This window comes from Kitasatospora purpeofusca, from assembly GCF_036010405.1.
GTDB classification, from domain to species: Bacteria; Actinomycetota; Actinomycetes; order Streptomycetales; family Streptomycetaceae; genus Kitasatospora; species Kitasatospora purpeofusca.
The window spans coordinates 7853854-7870615 of record NZ_CP108561.1; the positions used below are offsets into that span (position 1 = coordinate 7853854).

Annotated in this window: 8 protein-coding genes and 1 riboswitch; of the genes, 2 read left to right on the forward strand and 6 right to left on the reverse strand. The window is 70.8% G+C overall.

Going from position 1 to position 16762, the window contains the following annotated elements; translation table 11 throughout:
* Window positions 1-18: 18 nt before the first annotated feature.
* On the reverse strand, window positions 19-993 hold the full coding sequence (locus OG715_RS34355) for an ABC transporter permease (protein WP_266273366.1): 975 nt from the start codon (window positions 991-993) through the stop codon (window positions 19-21).
* Window positions 994-1308: 315 nt separating this feature from the next.
* A riboswitch (ZMP/ZTP riboswitch) is annotated at window positions 1309-1406 on the forward strand.
* A 22-nt stretch (window positions 1407-1428) separates the two neighbouring features.
* Here OG715_RS34355 and OG715_RS34360 point away from each other — a divergent pair.
* Together OG715_RS34360 and OG715_RS34365 are read left to right on the forward strand one after the other, a co-directional pair.
* Entirely contained in the window at window positions 1429-2886 is a 1458-nt protein-coding gene (locus tag OG715_RS34360) for a glycine hydroxymethyltransferase (protein ID WP_266273365.1), read from the forward strand.
* Window positions 2887-3311: 425 nt separating this feature from the next.
* Window positions 3312-4301 (forward strand): class I SAM-dependent methyltransferase, encoded by a 990-nt coding sequence (locus tag OG715_RS34365; RefSeq protein ID WP_266273364.1) that lies wholly within the window; start codon window positions 3312-3314, stop codon window positions 4299-4301.
* A gap of 68 nt (window positions 4302-4369) precedes the next feature.
* On the opposite strand, the gene drmB is transcribed toward OG715_RS34365, so the two are convergent.
* The 5 genes from drmB to OG715_RS34390 form a co-directional block, all read right to left on the reverse strand.
* Window positions 4370-6223: a DUF1998 domain-containing protein gene (gene drmB, locus OG715_RS34370; RefSeq protein ID WP_266273363.1), complete on the reverse strand. Its 1854-nt coding sequence runs from the start codon at window positions 6221-6223 to the stop codon at window positions 4370-4372.
* 4 nt (window positions 6224-6227) lie between these two features.
* Window positions 6228-9461 (reverse strand): helicase-related protein, encoded by a 3234-nt coding sequence (locus OG715_RS34375; protein WP_266273362.1) that lies wholly within the window; start codon window positions 9459-9461, stop codon window positions 6228-6230.
* The gene (locus tag OG715_RS34380; protein ID WP_266273361.1) at window positions 9458-11392 is read right to left on the reverse strand and encodes a UvrD-helicase domain-containing protein; all 1935 of its coding nucleotides are present in this window, start codon (window positions 11390-11392) and stop codon (window positions 9458-9460) included. The genes OG715_RS34375 and OG715_RS34380 overlap by 4 nt, the downstream gene beginning before the upstream one ends.
* A complete protein-coding gene (locus tag OG715_RS34385) occupies window positions 11389-16182 on the reverse strand; it encodes a DEAD/DEAH box helicase (RefSeq protein WP_266273360.1) in 4794 nt (1597 codons plus the stop codon). The genes OG715_RS34380 and OG715_RS34385 overlap by 4 nt, the downstream gene beginning before the upstream one ends.
* Window positions 16183-16293: 111 nt before the next feature.
* The gene (locus OG715_RS34390; RefSeq protein ID WP_266273359.1) at window positions 16294-16626 is read right to left on the reverse strand and encodes a hypothetical protein; all 333 of its coding nucleotides are present in this window, start codon (window positions 16624-16626) and stop codon (window positions 16294-16296) included.
* Between the last annotated feature and the right edge of the window lie 136 nt (window positions 16627-16762).

Sequence of the window (16762 nt, forward strand, 5' to 3'; positions counted from 1 at the left end):
GGGCTGGTCCGGCAACCCCTAGCGGGCGGCCCGGGGGTCCAGGGCGTCCCGCACGGCGTCGCCGAGCAGGTTGAAGGCGAGCACGAAGAGCAGCAGCGCGACGCCGGGGAAGAACATGTACGTCGGGTCGGCCCGGAACACCTCGGAGCCGCGGGAGATCATCCGGCCCCAGTCCGGGACCGGCTCGTTGATGCCCGCGCCGAGGAAGGACAGCACCGCCTCCGAGGCGACGAACGCCGGCACCGCCATGGTGGCGTGCACCAGCAGCTGCGCCCGGACATTCGGCAGGAGCTCCCGGACGACGATGTGGAATCCTCCGGCGCCCATCGCCCGGGCGGACTGCACGAAATCCCTTTCCCGGAGCGACCGGACGGTGGCGCGCAGGGAAAGCGCGAGCGGAATCCAGCCGAACGCGGAGAACACCAGCACCAGGACCAGGAACTGCATCCACTCCGGCTCCGCGGTGCCCGGGTCCACCAGCCGGGACTGGATCACCGGGCTGAGCGCGAGCAGCAGGAGCAGGGTCGGGAACGCCAGCAGGACGTTGGAGAAGAAGCCGAACACCCGGTCGGTGATCCCGCCGAGGTAGCCCACCGCGACCCCGGCCAGCACCCCGAGGGCGGTGGTCACGGCGGCCGAGGCGAAGGCGATCAGCAGCGAGGCGCGGATGCCGTAGAGCAGCTGGGTGAACACGTCGCGGCCCAGGCCGGGCTCCAGGCCGAACCAGAACTCCCCGGAGATGCCGCCGTTCGGCGCGATCGGCAGGCCGCCGTCGCTGAGCAGGCCGGGCGCGTTCTGGCCGTAGTGCTCGGTGGGGTTCTTGCCGTACAGCGCGGCGATCAGCGGGGCCGCCAGGGCGAGCAGCAGGAAGAGCACCACCACGCCGAGCGCGACGGCCCCGGTGCGGTCCCGGCAGACCCGGCGCAGCAGCCCCGGCGGGGCGGGCCGCACGGGCGGCGCGTCCGATGCGGCGACGTGTTCGACCACTGCCATGACAGGAGTACTCCCCGAATTCCGTGCCGCCCCGTGGGTGGGGGTGCACCGACGTACATTTCCGGGCGGCCTCCGGGGGTTTCCCGGGGCGCCGCCGAGCGCCATCAGATCGGACACCGAGGACTTTTCGCAAATCATTCCGAAGGCGTCCGAGAAGTGGTTCGGCGGCTTTGTTTCGGGAATTGTGACGGCTTCATTCCGCTGCAATACAGCCGTAGCAGAAGAACGGGCACAAGCGGACAAAAGGTATGTCATGTCCGCCGCCGTCCCGCATTCTGAGATCTCCGCCACAGGACGTCGGGCATTGGTACGATTCCGGCGGGCCGCGACTGGCGCGCACGGATGGAATCGACCATCGGGAAGCGGCCCCGTGCCGAATCACGACGCAGTTGCCGAGCGCCTGGGCCCCCCGACCTCCCCTTCCAGGAGACCGTCATGGCCCAGCAGCCGCACACGGCCGCCACCCCCGCCGCCAACACCGCCTTCCGCTCCGCCCTCGACGTGGTCCGCGAGGTCGAACCGAGGATCGCCGCCGCCATCGGCCAGGAGATCGACGACCAGCGCGCCTCGCTCAAGCTCATCGCCAGCGAGAACTACGCCTCCCCGGCCGTCCTGCTCACCATGGGCAACTGGCTCAGCGACAAGTACGCCGAGGGCACCCCCGGCCGCCGCTTCTACGCCGGCTGCCGCAACGTCGACACCGTCGAGACCGTCGCCGCCGAGCACGCCCGCGCCCTCTTCGGCGCCGACCACGCCTACGTCCAGCCGCACTCCGGCATCGACGCCAACCTGACCGCCTTCTGGGCCGTCCTCTCCCAGCGGGTCGAGAGCCCCGCCCTGGAGCGCGCCAAGGTCCGCAACGTCAACGACCTCACCGAGGCGGACTGGGCCGAACTGCGCCGGGAGCTCGGCAACCAGCGCATGCTCGGCATGTCCCTGGACACCGGCGGCCACCTCACCCACGGCTTCCGCCCCAACATCTCCGGCAAGATGTTCGACCAGCGCAGCTACGGCACCGACCCGGCCACCGGCCTCATCGACTACGACGCGCTGCGCGCCACCGCCCTGGAGTTCCGCCCGCTGATCCTGGTGGCCGGTTACTCCGCGTACCCGCGCCGGGTCGACTTCCGCCGGATGCGCGAGATCGCCGACGAGGTCGGCGCCACCCTGATGGTCGACATGGCCCACTTCGCGGGCCTGGTCGCCGGCAAGGTGTTCACCGGCGACGAGGACCCGGTGGCCCACGCCCACATCGTCACCACCACCACCCACAAGTCGCTGCGCGGCCCGCGCGGCGGCATGGTGCTCTGCGTCGAGGAGCTCGCCGAGCACGTCGACCGGGGCTGCCCGCTGGTGCTCGGCGGCCCGCTCTCGCACGTCATGGCCGCCAAGGCGGTCGCCTTCGCCGAGGCCCGGCGCCCCGAGTTCCGGGACTACGCCCAGCGGGTCGTCGACAACGCGCAGGCACTCGCCGAGGGGCTGCTGCGCCGCGGCGGCACCCTGGTCACCGGCGGCACCGACAACCACCTCGTGCTCGTCGACGTCTCCAACCACGGCCTCACCGGCCGCCAGGCCGAGGCCGCGCTGCTGGACTCCGGCATCGTCACCAACCGCAACTCCGTCCCGGGCGACCCGAACGGCGCCTGGTACACCTCGGGCGTGCGGATCGGCACCCCGGCGCTCACCACCCGGGGCCTCGGCACCGCCGAGATGGACGAGATCGCCGGCCTGATCGACACCGTGCTGCGCGCCGCCACCCCGGCCACCACGGCCGCCGGCACGCCGTCCAAGGCCCAGTACGTGCTGGACCCGGCGGTCGCCGAGGCCGTTGCCGGGCGCGCCGCCGACCTGCTCGCCGGCTTCCCGCTCTACCCGGGCGTCGACCTGGTCTGACCCGACCGAGCAGCCGACCGAGCAGGTCGACCGGGCCCGTCCGACCGGGGCCACCGCCCCCGGCCGGACGGGCCCGTTGCGCTGTCCCCTCCGGGGCCCGTCCTGATGACAATCGGGTGGTCGGACGGCACTATGGACGCACCGTTCCCGTGTCGCGCACGGGTCCCGGTCAAACTCCGCGCACAAATTGCCGGGGCCCGAAATTCTTTGCTCCGAGCCCGCGCAACTCCGCTCCGTGGCGAGTAGATTGCAGCGAACTCGGGCGCCCCGGACTACCGTCGGTGTCAGACCGGGTCGCGCCCGTCCGCCCGGACCGCCCACGGGACCCGGACGCGGACCGCCCGGACCGTCGCAGGGCCGCAGCGGCCGCCCCGAGTCCGGAGATCGTGCCCAATGGTCGTTCGTACCGTGTTAGGAGCCGCCTCGTGACCGACGCCGCACTCAGTGCCGACCAGCAGCTGCCTGCTGAACCGGGGGTGCTCGACGACGTACCCGGGTGGTTCTGGGACCAGGACCGTCACCTCTTCGACTGGTTCCTCGGCCGGCAGGAGAAGGCCGGCCGCTCCGGGGACCTCATGGAGATGGGCGCCTACCTGGGGCGCAGCGCGATCGTCATCGGCTCGCACCTCCAGCCGGGGGAGGCCTTCACGGTCTGCGACCTCTTCGACTCCGACGCCCCGGACGACGAGAACTCCGCCGAGATGGACATGTCCTACCGCAGGACGCTGACCCGCACCGCCTTCGAGACCAACTACCTCGCCTTCAACGAGCGGCTGCCGGAGATCGTCCAGGCCCCGACCTCGACGCTGGCCGGCGGCCGGGTCGCGCCCGGCGCCTTCCGCTTCATCCACATCGACGCCTCGCACCTCTACGAGCACGTCGCCGAGGACATCCAGGTGGCCCGGACGGCGCTCGCCTCCGACGGCATCGTGGTCCTGGACGACTACCGCTCCGCCCACACCCCGGGCGTCGCCGCCGCCACCTGGGAGGCCGTGTTCAACCACGGACTGCGGCCGATCGTGCTGACCGACAGCAAGTTCTACGGCACCTGGGGCGACCCGGAGCCCGCCCAGCTCGACCTGCTGGCCCGCCGGGGCACCCTGCCCCACTGCGACCTCGCCAGCGAGTCGGTCGGCGGGCACCGGCTGGTCCGGATCAGCGGCAGCGACGCGGGCGCCGAACCGTTCCGGGTCTCCCGCCACCACGCCCGGCTGGCCGCCGAGGCGGACCACCGCGCCGCCGAGGACGCCTTCCGCGCCGCCGAGCGCGACCGCGAATCGGCCGACCGCGACCTCGCCGACCGCCGAGCCCGCGCCGCCGAGCGCCGCCGCCCCACCAACGTCGCCAAGCGCGCCGTCGGCGACCTCCTCCCCCCGGTCGTCACCTCCGCCATCCGCCGCGCCCGCCGCGGCTGACCCGCCGGGGCCTCCGCAGGGCGGAAGTGCCGGTCGGGACGTCACCCGACCGGCGCTTCCGTTCTGGCTCAGAAGCCCGTCGGCCCGAAGAACCCTGCCGTGCGCCCGTCCGGCGTCCCCACCAGGGCCGCACGGTCGAGCAGGACGTTGTTGTTCTCGCAGCTGGTCTCCGGCAGCAGGAGACAGGCGTGGCAGGCGGCCAGATTCAGCCCGTCCGCGCCGCTCGCCTCGGATTCCATGCACAGCGGATCGTTCGAGCACCAACCGGCCCGCTGCAGGGCCGAGCGCAGACCGGTGGCGAGCCGGTCGGGTTCCCCCTGGGCCACGATGCCTCCGAGGCTCCCGGCCGAGTCGCTGGTGGCCGTGTAGATCAGGATGCCCGCCATGTCCTTGTCGACATAGAGCCGCTCGCGCAGAGCGGCGGCCGGGTAGCCGCCGTCCAGGCTCCACTCGTTGATCAGTACATGGGCCAAGGAGTGGAGCAGCAGATACCGGGGGGTGGCGGGTGAGCGGGGAGCGGTGCCGGCGCTTCCGGCGCGGTCGTCCAGGAGGCGCTGATGGTTCTCCCGGACCCTTCGGGCGCGGGAGACCGGCCCGGGGGTCTGCTCCCACTCCTGGAGCCGTTCCTCGTCGAGCCGGACGCACACGCCTTCGCCGGAGACCTCCATGGCCGGGAGCCAGTTCTGCGGTGTGCGCGAGATCCGGGCCCGCCGCGACGGGGCATCGGCCATGCTGGGCTCGTCCACCCGGGTGAAAGACTCGAGCGCCCGAACCTCGCGCAGCCGGTGCAGCAGCATGACCTGTTCGATGCCGTGCGAACGGGTGAGCGGCAGGACGGAGGAGATCGGGGGCTCGCAGACGAAGTCCTGGTGCTCGGAGTCCTCCCGTTCCGGGTACTCACGACGCAGCGTGTCGTACTCGTCACGGTAGATCTTCTCCCGCAGGCTCTGCGATCGCCCTTCCGAGCTCCCCTCGGCGGCCGCTCCCGCCTGTCGCCACTGTTCGACCAGATCGACGACCTCGTCGGCCGAGTACTCGGGGTGCTTCCGGAGCACCCCTTCGACCTCCAGGAAACCGTGGATGCCCGCTGGTGAGGCGTCCTTGAGCTTGTCGTAGTAGCGGGACACGAGCTTCGCCAGTCCCTCGCTCCACGGGGGGATCGACAGTGCGGAGTGCACCACGGGGAACCAGACGGACGACGAACCGCGCTGGAGGGTGCGCGGCCGGAGACCGCACGACTCGTGGGGCTCGTCCTTCAGCCAGGGAAGCCGCCCGGTGCAGTCGAGTCCGAGGTCCTTGAGCGCCTTCCGCCGGAAGGCGCCCTCCATGGACACGGGGTCGACACCGCAGCTGCAGCTCACGACCACGCCGCGGAGCGAGGCGGTCGAACCCTCTGTGCGCAGGGACAGACTCCCGCCGCAGGAACGGCCGCTCGGTCGCCCGGTGCCGCGGTGGACCCAGTGCCAGTAGGGGAAGTCGTCCAGATGGCCGTTCTCGCAGGCCACGACGAATCGGGACGGTACGAGGTCCTCCGAGCAGAGCGAGCACTCCGCCTTCCCGGCCGGGGAGTTGAACCGCTGGAAGGGGGCCAGCGAACCGCACTGCGGACAGGAGTACAGGAGGGGGAACCGGGTCGCACGCACGCCGTCCCTGGCCCGGGTCGGGTCGGGTGCCGGCGGCAGCCGGAACCCGCTCACGCCCAACTGCTGCGCCAGGCGGGGTTCCACCACCGTGACCGCTTCGGAGGTGTCCCAGGAGTCGATGCCCCGGACCATGAAGGACTCGTTCTCGACCGCGATCATGGCGCCGACACCGTACGTGGTGACGAGCTGGGTACGGCGGATCTCGCCGAGGCGGCGGGCGGCGCGCACGGGGGCGGTCAGGGGGCCGCGACGACGGGTGCGGGGCGGTAGGGGGCTCATCGCTTCAGCGCTCCTCGAAGAAGGGGGACGACGCGTCGACGTCGCGCAGGCTCCACAGCGTGGGCCATCCGGTGGCGTTCGGGCCCTCGTCGTCGTAGCTGCTCAGCAGGGCCGGGGTCCGTGTACCGCGAGGCGCCTCGTAGACGAGGCCCGAGGAGATGTGCGCCGCGTCCCGCCACCATTCGACGAAACTGTCGAAAGCGAGGGTCGTGGCTTCCAACTCGTTCGGCTCGACCCGCGCCACCCGTTCGAGTACGGCGGGACGGACGAGTCGTTCCAGGGCGGGGAGGAAGTCCTCGATCTCGGCCGCCCGGTGGTTGGCCGCGGCCTCGGGAAGCATCAGGCGGGTCAGCGCCACGACGACCGCGTGCAGCCCGCGGTCACGCGCCCGGGAGGAGAACGGTGTGACACTGCTGGACTCCACCTCCCGGTACAGCGCCGAGTGGAAGTGGTGGAAGTCCTCGTAGTGCGAGCGGTCCCGGGAGCGGGCCGAGTTGAGCATGACGGCGACGAGACCGGGGTGACGACGGCCGACCCGGCTGGTGGCCTGGATGTACTCGGCGGTGGTCTGTGGCTGTCCCATTACGGCCATAAGGCCGAGCCGAGGGACATCGACCCCGACCGAGATCATGTTGGTGGCGAGCAGAACATCCAGCACGTCGGTCTGGGGGAGTCCCCGTTCGAGTTCCTTCAGCCTCCTGGAGATGTCGCTCGCGTTCGCGCGGCTGCTGAGTTCGGTGAGCCCGTTCACGGAGCGGGGCTTCGACCCGTCGCGTGCGGCGACGTACTCCAGTCGGTCCTGAACGTCGTCGAGGACCTGCAGTTCGGCGGCGGACAGCAGTCGGAGGCTGTTGAAGTAGCCGACCAGGGTCCAGTAGGCGTCCTTCACCTCCGGGGGGGCATCGTGCGCCGCGGCACGGTGCAACAGCGCGGCGTAGACACGGATCAACAGTGTGGACTGACTGGTGCTGGAGGTCAGCAGACCGACGTAGCGGCGGGCGGCCTTCCCGTCGGCGGGTGTCTCGACCGCGAACCAGGAGTCGCGGGCGTCCAGACCGGCCGGGGGGAACTGTTCCATCCGGCGTGCGAAGAGACGCGCCCCCTGCTCGTCCGCCCGTCGGATGGTGGCGGTAGAGGCGATGATCTTCGGCCGGGCCGCCAGGGCGTCCACCGCAGTCTCGTACAGACCGGTCAGGGTGCCGAGCGGGCCGGAGATCAGGTGCAGCTCGTCCTGGACGATGAGCTCGGGGGGCCGGGTGCGGCCCGGACGGTCCCGGTTGAACAGTGCTGCGGACTTCTCCCGCCAGGGCATGGAAGCGAACTTGTCGACGGTGGCGATCACCAGGGTCGGTCGGGCCCGGTACACGGCCTGGTCCACCAGGTGCACGGGGAGGCCGGAACGGAAGTCGCAGGCCGTCGACGGGCAGAGGATGTTCATGCGCTCCTCCACCTCGTCGACCGCGTAGTCGGCTGCCGACAGCGGTTCGCCGCACCAGGGGCAGTTCCGCAGCTGCACCGGGTTCTCGGTCTGCACCGAGCGGAGCGGGTTGGCCACGAGCTCCGCGAGCTTCTCGGAGGCGACCGCCAGTGTGTTGGGCGTCGCGGAACGCCCGACCCACATACCGATGGAGATCTCCTCGCGCCCCAGCGACTCCTGGTCCGCCAGCCGCAGTCGCTCCATGGCGCAGATCAGGGCCGCCGCCCGCTCGAACTGCTGCAGGGTCAACAGTCGCAAGGTGTACCGCATCAGCACCGTGACACCGGCGCCGTCCTCGCCGTCACGGAGTCGACGGAGGAAGGTGGTGAAGGCGATCAGGCCCAGATAGGCCTCGGTCTTGCCACCACCGGTGGGGAACCACAGCAGATCGGCGACACCGCGGTCCTCGTGCTCTGCGTCGACGATGCCCGCCAGGCACAGCAGGACGAAGGAGATCTGGAACGGTCGCCACCGGCCGGCGCGGACGTCGGGTGCGTCCTGCCGACCGTTCTTGACCCAGTCGCTCTGCGCCCGCTGCTCGGCCATGGCCAGGTTCGCCAACCGGAAGGCCCGGAGGACCTTGGGCCGCGCCGGGTCGGCCAGCAGGTCGACGCCGACACGCATACGGCGGAGCGCATGTCGGCAGCGGTCGATCTGCTCGGTGGCGGTCCCGCGGTGCCCGTCGAGCGCCGCGGACCGCACCTGCGCCTCCTGGGCGTCCACCCACTCCTCGTACCCGGCGAGAAGTCGGTGGAGTGACGCGACGATGTCCTCGGCATCGGCGGTCGCGAGGCCGTGCATGGTGAGGGCCTCGGTGTCGATCAGCGGATTCGACTCCGTCAGCAGGACCTCGTGGGCGGGTACGAACTCGGTACGTACCGCCCCGACGGCCGCTCGCTCCGCGGCAGGTTCTCCGATCGACGAGGGGGACCAGTCCCACTGCGCGGCACACCCGTGGCCGGTGGCGAAGCTCGGCGCGTGACGGTGGAGCAGCCGGCTGAGTGCCTGTTCGGAGTCGACGGCAGCCAGTGCGGCCGGCCGCTCGACGAACGGGACGGAGCCTTCCGGAACGCCGGTGACCTCCAGCACCGGCTGGTAGAAGCAGTGGGCGTCACGAAGGTCGTACGGGCCGATCTCCAGGTTGTTCACCACGGTCGCGGTCACCGTCACGGTGCCCTCCGGCCCCGAGGCCGGACGGACCAGGACCCGGAGTTCGAGACCGGTGTGCAGGACCGTCGGAGGCAGGTTCCCCGGGGAGGTGATGTCGACCTCCACGGCCTCGGGCTCGACGGGGACCCGGCGCCAGTTCTCCTGCTGGGTCTTCGTCGTCCGCGCCTCGGAGCGCTTGGCGGGCACGGGCCTGCCCTCCTCGTCCTGCGGGACGTAGATGCCCGCCCGGACGGTGAAGCGGATCCGGCGCGCGACGGCGGGGTTGACGGCGAAGGTGAGGCCGATCGAGGAAGGCATGCGCATGTTGGCGAGCGACACACCGAGGTCCGCGGCAGCTTCCTCGGCGTCACGTCGGGCCGTGAGCGGAGCGCTGTCCAGCCCGTCGCGTTCCGCTTCCAGCTCCAGGACCTCCGGACGGACCTCGTCCGACCGGGTTCGGGGGAAGAGCACGCCGATCGGGTACACGGTGATCGGCGCATCGTCCGTGAGGACCTCCTCCTCGCCCTCCACGGGACCCAGCAGGTCGGAGCGGAGCGCCTCGAGCAGGGAATCACACATCTCGTAGTGGGCTGTGTACGGTGAGTCGTTCATGCGGACCCCTCCTCGGCGTCGGCGTTCGTCGGGGCCTGCCCGTCGTACCACTGGAAGCGACCGAAACCGCAGAGCCGGGGGGCCAGCCAGACGCCGCGGTTGTCGAGCCCGGCCCGTTCGGCCGCGGCGGCGTCGCCGGCCACGCTCTCGACGCAGTCGACCCGTAGCCCGGTGATCAGCGGCGGCCAGTTCTCGACCTCGGAGTGCGCATTGCGGCGGAGCATCCGCCACAGGTCGGTGCGGAACCGCTGCGAGACGACGGCGACATGCCGCCCGTCCACGGTGACGGCGTACGGCGGCGACTGGTCCGGGGCGACCGGGATGCCGTGCAACAGCACCAGCTCCGCCCGCGCGCCCGGAGCGACCCCGGTCCGTAGGTGTTCGAGCAGTCCGACCGGATCCTTCCGCAGCTCCTCCGCTCCCGGCGGAAGCTCGTGGGACACGTCGTCACCGAGGATCTCGATGCCGTTGCGTGCCCAGGAGCTCCGACCGCCCAGGTACCAGCGGTCGAGCCGGCCGTCCTTGCGGACCTGCCACGTGCTGGGGGCGTCCAGCACGTACAGGTCGTCCCGGGCCCGGGTCATCGCGACGTAGAGGAGGCGGGCCTCCGCCGCCGGATCGTAGTCGTACTTCTTCTTGGCGACGCGTCGCGGTTCCTTCAGTACCCGTGGTTCGACGACCAGCACCCGGTCGAACTCGAGGCCCTTCGCGCGGTGGACCGTCGAGACGACCAGCGACGACGGCCGCGGGGCCGTGAGCTCGTCCGGAAGCCGTCGCTCGGCGAGCGCACGATGGAGTGCTGCCAGGTCGAGCACGCCGCGGGCGCCCCTGGCGACCTTGCGCACGGACCGCCACAGCGTGTCGGGGCTCGATCCGGGCGGGAGCTCGAGGTCACCGAGCAGCTCCGTGAACCGGTCCTGCTGGAGCGTCGAGGCACTGGTCGAGGCGAGCAGACCGGCGATCCACGCGGGCGCGGAGCGTTCCTGGGCCGACCGCTGGACGAAGTGGGGTACCCCGGCGTCCGCCAGCAGGCCGGAAACCGTCAGGGCCTGGCCGTTGTCCCGGCACAGGACGGCCGTGGTGCCGGGGTAGTCGTGGAGCGCGGCCCGGACGAACTCGGAGTCCAGGCTCCCGAAGTTCGGCGCTGCGAGCAGCAGGGCCCGCAGGTCGCCGTGGATCCGTTCGGCCTCGGCGGCCGCCGCCCCGGGGTCGCGCGGCAGCCGCTGGAGCTCCGGACCGAACCGGAGGGCCGACCTGACGTCCTCGGTGCGCGCGCGGAAGTTCTCCCCCAGGAAGAGCTCGACCAGGTCCTCGCCGAAGCTCGCCCGGAGCCAGTCCCGGAAGCGGTCCGTCTCCTCGGCGCGTCGGTCCGGATCGGAGACCTGGAAGCCGTACACGGACTGGGCCGAGTCGCCGACCACGGTGAATCCGCAGTTCTCCTGGAAACGGTCGAGCAACGCCTCCACCATCTCCCGGCGGGCACCGACCAGATCCTGGACCTCGTCGACGACGACGTGGGCCGGAACGCCGTGCTCGCCGACCTCGACGGCGCCGCGGTCGATGGCCTCGGTGGCTGCCTCGATCCGCCGCTCGAACGGCAGGGCGCTCCAGTCGGTCTCCGGGTACGCGCGGTTCAACAGACCCGCGGCCCAGGCGTCGAAGGTCTGGGCCCGCACCCGCTGTGCGGCCGAAGGGCGGCGTCCGATCCGCTCGGTGAGTTCGCGGACCGCGGCTCGGGAGAAGCTGAGCACCAGGATTTCCGAGGTCTCCAGCTCCTCGCGTTCCACGAGGGCGTCCAGCCGTCGCACGAGCGTATGGGTCTTTCCGGCCCCTGCGCCGGCCGTCACCAGCACACGAGCGTCCCAGGGCTGGTCGACGACGGTCTGCTGCTCGGCGGTGAGCACGTGGTTCTCGAGGATCGGCGAGGTCACTTCTCCGCTCCCCACAGGTACTCGAAGTCGGTGAAGGCGAGTCGCTCCCCGAAGTTGGTGACGTTGTCCCGGACATTGAGGATCAGGCAGGTCTCCTTGCCACCGTTCCTGGGACCGCGCAGGCCACGTCCGATCATCTGCTGGTAGATGTGCTGGCTGTAGGTCGGACGGGCCACGACGACGGCGCGGGTGGCCGGCGCGTCGAAACCCTGGGTGAGCACACCGTAGTTGGTGATCACCTGGATACGACCGTTGCGGAAGGCGTCGATCCGTTGGCGCCGGTCGCTCACCGAGGTTGTCGAGTCGATGGCGGTGGCGCTGATCCCCCGGTCCACGAGCTTCGCGGCGAGGAACTTGGCGTGGGCCACGGAGGTGGCGAACACCAGGATCGGCCAGTCGGAGGGCATGTCGGCGATCTCGTCGATGATGCGCTGATTGCGCTCGTGGTCGTCGGCCAACCGCTGCTCGGCCCCCTTCGGCAGGGTCGCGAACGTCGCGGACCGCTTCAGCTCGTCGGGGTTGAGGGAGATCGTCCCGCCGGCCAGCTCCCGATGGCGCACTTCGGCCAGAACCCCGATGTGCTGCAGCTGCTTGATCGCATCGGCCAGGTCGCCGTCGAACACCCCGGTGTCCAGGCGCGCGCCGAATCGCTGGACCAGACGCCGGGTCAGCTCCTCGTTGTTCCGGTAGGGCGTGGCGGTGAGTCCGACCAGATGCCTTCCGGTGCGGTGCTGGGTGAGTTCGAGCAGTTCGAGCAGCCGGGTGTAGCGGGGCGAGACGGCGGTGTGGGCCTCGTCCACCACGACGAGCGAAGTGTCCTCGCGCAGCCAGGCGTAGTCATCGGTGTCCAGGCACTCGGCGAGCTTGGCGTCGGTGGCCACGACCAGGTGGATGCGACCGTCGACGGGAGTGGCCGAGTTGGACGACCACAGCCGACTGATCACCAGCGGGCGCTCCGGGCCGACCTTCGACCAGACGAACCGCCAGCTCTGGACGGCCTGTTCGCACAGCTCCTCGGTCTGGGCGATCCAGAGCACGGGCCCCGGACGGGACTCGCCCTCCCGGATCCAGCGGATCACACCCTCGGCCGTCACCCTGGTCTTGCCGGCGCCGGTCGGCAGGCTCAGCATGCCGCGCTGCGGTGTGGGACTCTCCAGCAACCGGAACAGCGCCTGGGCGAGCTGCTCCTGGTACGCGTGCAGCGACGGGAACTCCGACGGCCCGTCGATCTCCAACCGAGGGTCGAGCGACGGCGCCCGGGCACCTGCGAAGGGGTCGGGGAAGCCGAGGTCGGCGACGAATCGGCGGGCCTTGTCGCTCCCGTTGAAGGAGCTCGGGGCCCGGGACGGGAACTCCAGGGCCAGGTCGCGGACGTGCTCCGCGAGGATCGACTCGCCGTGCGAGTTGAAGGCCATCTCCGCGATGCGGCGGGCCTCCGGCTCCTCGCCGCGCTCCTCGATCTCGCTCTCCAGCAGGCCCGGGGGCAGGCCTCGGGTGAGCGCATCGGCACCGATGAGCAGCGCGATCTTGTCGATGACGCTCTCGGCCTCCCGTACGGCCCGCAGGCGCGCCTGGAGCTGCTGGTCCTGCTCCTGGCGGTCCTGGAGCTCGAGCGCCTGCCGGCATCCGGCCGCGCCGAAGCCCCACTTGAACTCGGTGTCGGCCGCGACCAGGACCTGCAGTCGATCGAGGGAGTCGAGCACGAGCAGGGTGTTGCCCTTGCGCGCGGCCGTGAGCGGCGTGGGCTCGGCGCCCTTCTCGGTGCGAACGACCTGTTCGAGCTCGGAGCAGCGCTGGATCTTGAGGTTGCTGCCGGCGTTGCCGATCCGGGCGCGCACGGTGGTGAACTCGTCGAACAGCGAGACCGCCGGGCCGTTCTTGACGGGCTTCAGCTCCTTGGTGATGACGTCCGAGACCCTGAGCATGCCCCACTCCTCGACCATCGCCTTGGCGGTGGCCGCGTCCGACCGGTCGGCGACCAGGACGGCGGGCAGCTGCTCGCGGACCAGTTCCTTGAACTCGTTCTCGTTGGTCGCCACCGCGATCTTGCCGTCGGTGCGGGTGTCCCAGGTGTTACCGATCCGGCAGCGCGTCAGTACACCCTCGGGAAAGTCGAAGCCGACCCGCAGCAGCAGGGCGTAGGCACGACCGATGAAGGCGTCGTCCTCGCTCTCCAGTACCCGGTCGAGCAGCTTCGCCCATCGACCAGGGGGCACGGCCTCGGCAGTGGTGGGCATCCCCAGTCGCTGCGCGACGTCCGCGCCGATGTCGGCGACCGGCAGGACCCCGGCGTACTCCTTGAGCTGCGGACCCACGGCCTCGCCGACCCGGGTCATGCCCATCGAGGTGTTGACCCGCCCGTGCTTGTTGACCATCCACCGCAGCGGGGAGAGCACGGCCTTGCGGGTTGCCGCCTGGGCACCGTACTGGCTGGTCCACTGTCGGACGATCCCCATCTCGGGCAGTGCCGCCACGAATCCCGCACGGCCCTCGTCCGAGAGCGTTTCGAGAAGGTGCAGCGGTCCTGCGGTCGGGGCGCCTTCGAGGGTCAGCCTGGAGAGGCTCGGCCGCGGGGCGTCCGCGGGCAGGGCCCGCAGGTGGTGCTCGTGCACGACCTCCCGGTACTTCTCGAACCACGCTTCCTGGTCCGGCCGGTGCCCCGAGGTCGGCCGATCCACCAGTCCTAGGTCACGGAAGATCGGTCGGTCGCCGCCGTGGAAGTCGACGTCGACGGCGACAGACCGGTCCCGGCTGCCGTCGGCGGGCACCACCGGGCCGGGCAGGAGGCAGTCGCGCATCGGGCGGAAACGACCGTCAACGGTCCGGACGTACAGGGTCTCCATCGGCTTCGGCACCTTGGCGCGGATGCGGTCGACCTGCGCGTTGCCGCCGGCGCTGCGCAGCAGCACCCAGAAGTTGGTCCAGTCCTGGGCCCCGTAGTGGTCGAACCCCTGGTCGAGGACGCCCTCGAAGCGCCCCTGGGCGTCGGCGACCCGGATGCCGATGTTGTGCAGGTGGCGCGCCATGTCGTTGCGCCCGGAGATCTGTGGGTCGACGTAGACCATGTCGTCGCGCAGCGCGTCCTCCGAGGTGCGGTGGAAGATCTCACCGGCCACCGGGGCGACCATGCCGTGCTCCTCGGTGAGCACGATCCGCGCCCGGCGGGCCGCCGCGGTGATGTCGGAGTCCCCGCGCAGTCGACGGGACTGGTCGGTGAGCACCATCGAGGAGAGGATCTCGATGGCGTGGCAGGACGCCTCCGCCGTTCCGTCGCCGACCAGGGCCTCGAGCCAGGTCGTGACGCTCTCGGGCTTCTGCCCGGTCTCGTCGAGGATGTGGTTCATCTTGCCGCGACGCAGGGCGTTGTCGGCGGCGTCGACGGACGGGTGGACCCAGTCCTTGGGACGGCCGGGGTACTCGGACCAGATCCGCACCCAGTCCTTCTCCAGGTGCGCCGGTGTGATGTGCAGTTCTGCCGGGACGCGCAGCTCACCGTCCTGGTCGGGAAGCGAGGGCATGCGGTTCGCGAGTGCCCAGATCTGCCGGAGCAGGTAGTCGTCCGCCCAGTTGAGGGATTCCTTGGTGCGGCCCGGGAGCAGCGGCAGGTAGGCGGCCGGGTCGTCCGCCGGCACCAGGTCGGGGATCGTGCCCACGACCAGTTCGGCTGCGGCCCGCAGGAGTTCAAGATTGAAGCTGTTTCCGTCGAGCAGGTGCTGACGGTCCTCGTTGGTCTTCCACGGAGCGTTGAGGATCCCGCTGAGCGACACCTCGTACTTGGTCGGGAAGAAGGCCCAGAACTCGCCCTTCCCCTGCGGCACCGTGTGCAGACCGTTCTTCACGGTGTACTCCGGCACCGCCCAGGAGATGTCGAGGACCGGCCGGTACTGCAGCTCGCCGGCGCTGCCGCGCACACCGTCCGTGGGCCGGTGCGCCACGGAGTACACCTTCCAGTCCTCGACGGTGGGCTTGGCCCCCCGGGTGATCTCCTTCAGCCGGCGGTGGACACCACTGTTCTCCACCGTGATCTCGCGGCGGACCGGCGGCATCGTCCGGTGGTCGAGCAGGAGAACCTCCCCGACGTGGGAGGAGAACAGCTGGAACCGGGAGGGGAAGGGGTCGACCTTTCGGCCGTCGCGGCCCTTGTGGCCGTTGATGTCGTGCCCGAGGCGTTGGGCGGCGCCCGGCAGGAGGGGGAGCCGGACGACCGTACTGGCCCACTTGAGCAGACTTGCGAGGACGGTGTCCTCGGCCTTCTCCCGGTCGATGTCGAGAGGCCGGGCCATTCGCAGGACCGGTGTGTCCACCTCCAGCGGCCCGGTGGCACCGAGGGCGGCGGCGATCTCCCCGGCGGACCAGTCGCGGTCGAAGCCGAAACTGCCGCTGGTGCTGAAGAACTGCGGTGTGTCGCTGACGGAGAGCACCGATTTGACGCCGACACCGAAGCGGCCGATCTGGCCCCCCCGCTTGCGCGAGACACTCATGCGCAGGATGGTCTCGGCGCCCTCCGCCGTGACCGCTGTCCCCTCGTTGGCACAGTAGAGATGAGTGTCCGTCAGGACGACGTGGAGCTTCCCGCCGGGCGCCGCCGCGATCTCGTCGGCACCGTTCTGCACGAGCTCGAAGAGCTGGCGGTCGCCGTAGCCGCCCTGGGTGATGCGGACCTCGCCGTTCGCGTGCTCCTGCACGAGACCGGGGTCGACCCGGTACGTCTGGAGCACCACGGACGACTGTCGCAGCACCGTGGCGATGACGGGGGACGAGGAGGGGTCGGCGAACTGCCGGTCACTCATGGAGCACCTGTTCCGGGGTGTGTCCGAACGATCACGTGGGGTGGGGTGCCGGCGCATGGCGGGCCGGCACCCCGAGTTGTGCGGTGGTGCGAGCGGAGGGGAGGAGCCCGATCAGCCCCGGACGCGGGTCGTGATCGTCGTCGTCACCGTGGTGGTGGTCGTCGTGACGGTGACGCTGACGGTGCCGGTGCGGGAGCGACGGGTGTGCGAACGGCGCATGCGGACCCGCACCCGCCCGCAGCGCTCGATCGGACGCGGCCGGAGGCGCATGTGGACGGAGGTGCTCGGCTCCTCGGCCGAGGCGCGGGCCCGGAGGAACTGCCGCCAGTAGTCCAGCTCGACGGTGGTCAGGCCGCGCCTGGCCAGGAAGGCAGCCTGCTCCGGGGCGGTGCTGAGCGCATCGTGGTCGGCGATGCAACGGGTGATGTGGCGGATGTACGACATGATCGTTCTCTTCCCCTCCGAAAAGTGGACGCGGAAGCGCCCACAAGATACAACTCACCCCTCAACAGCCGTGGCTGGAGGGATAGTTGCGGCCCCCGTGACCGAAGAACATACCCGGTCGGCGATGGCGCTGTCG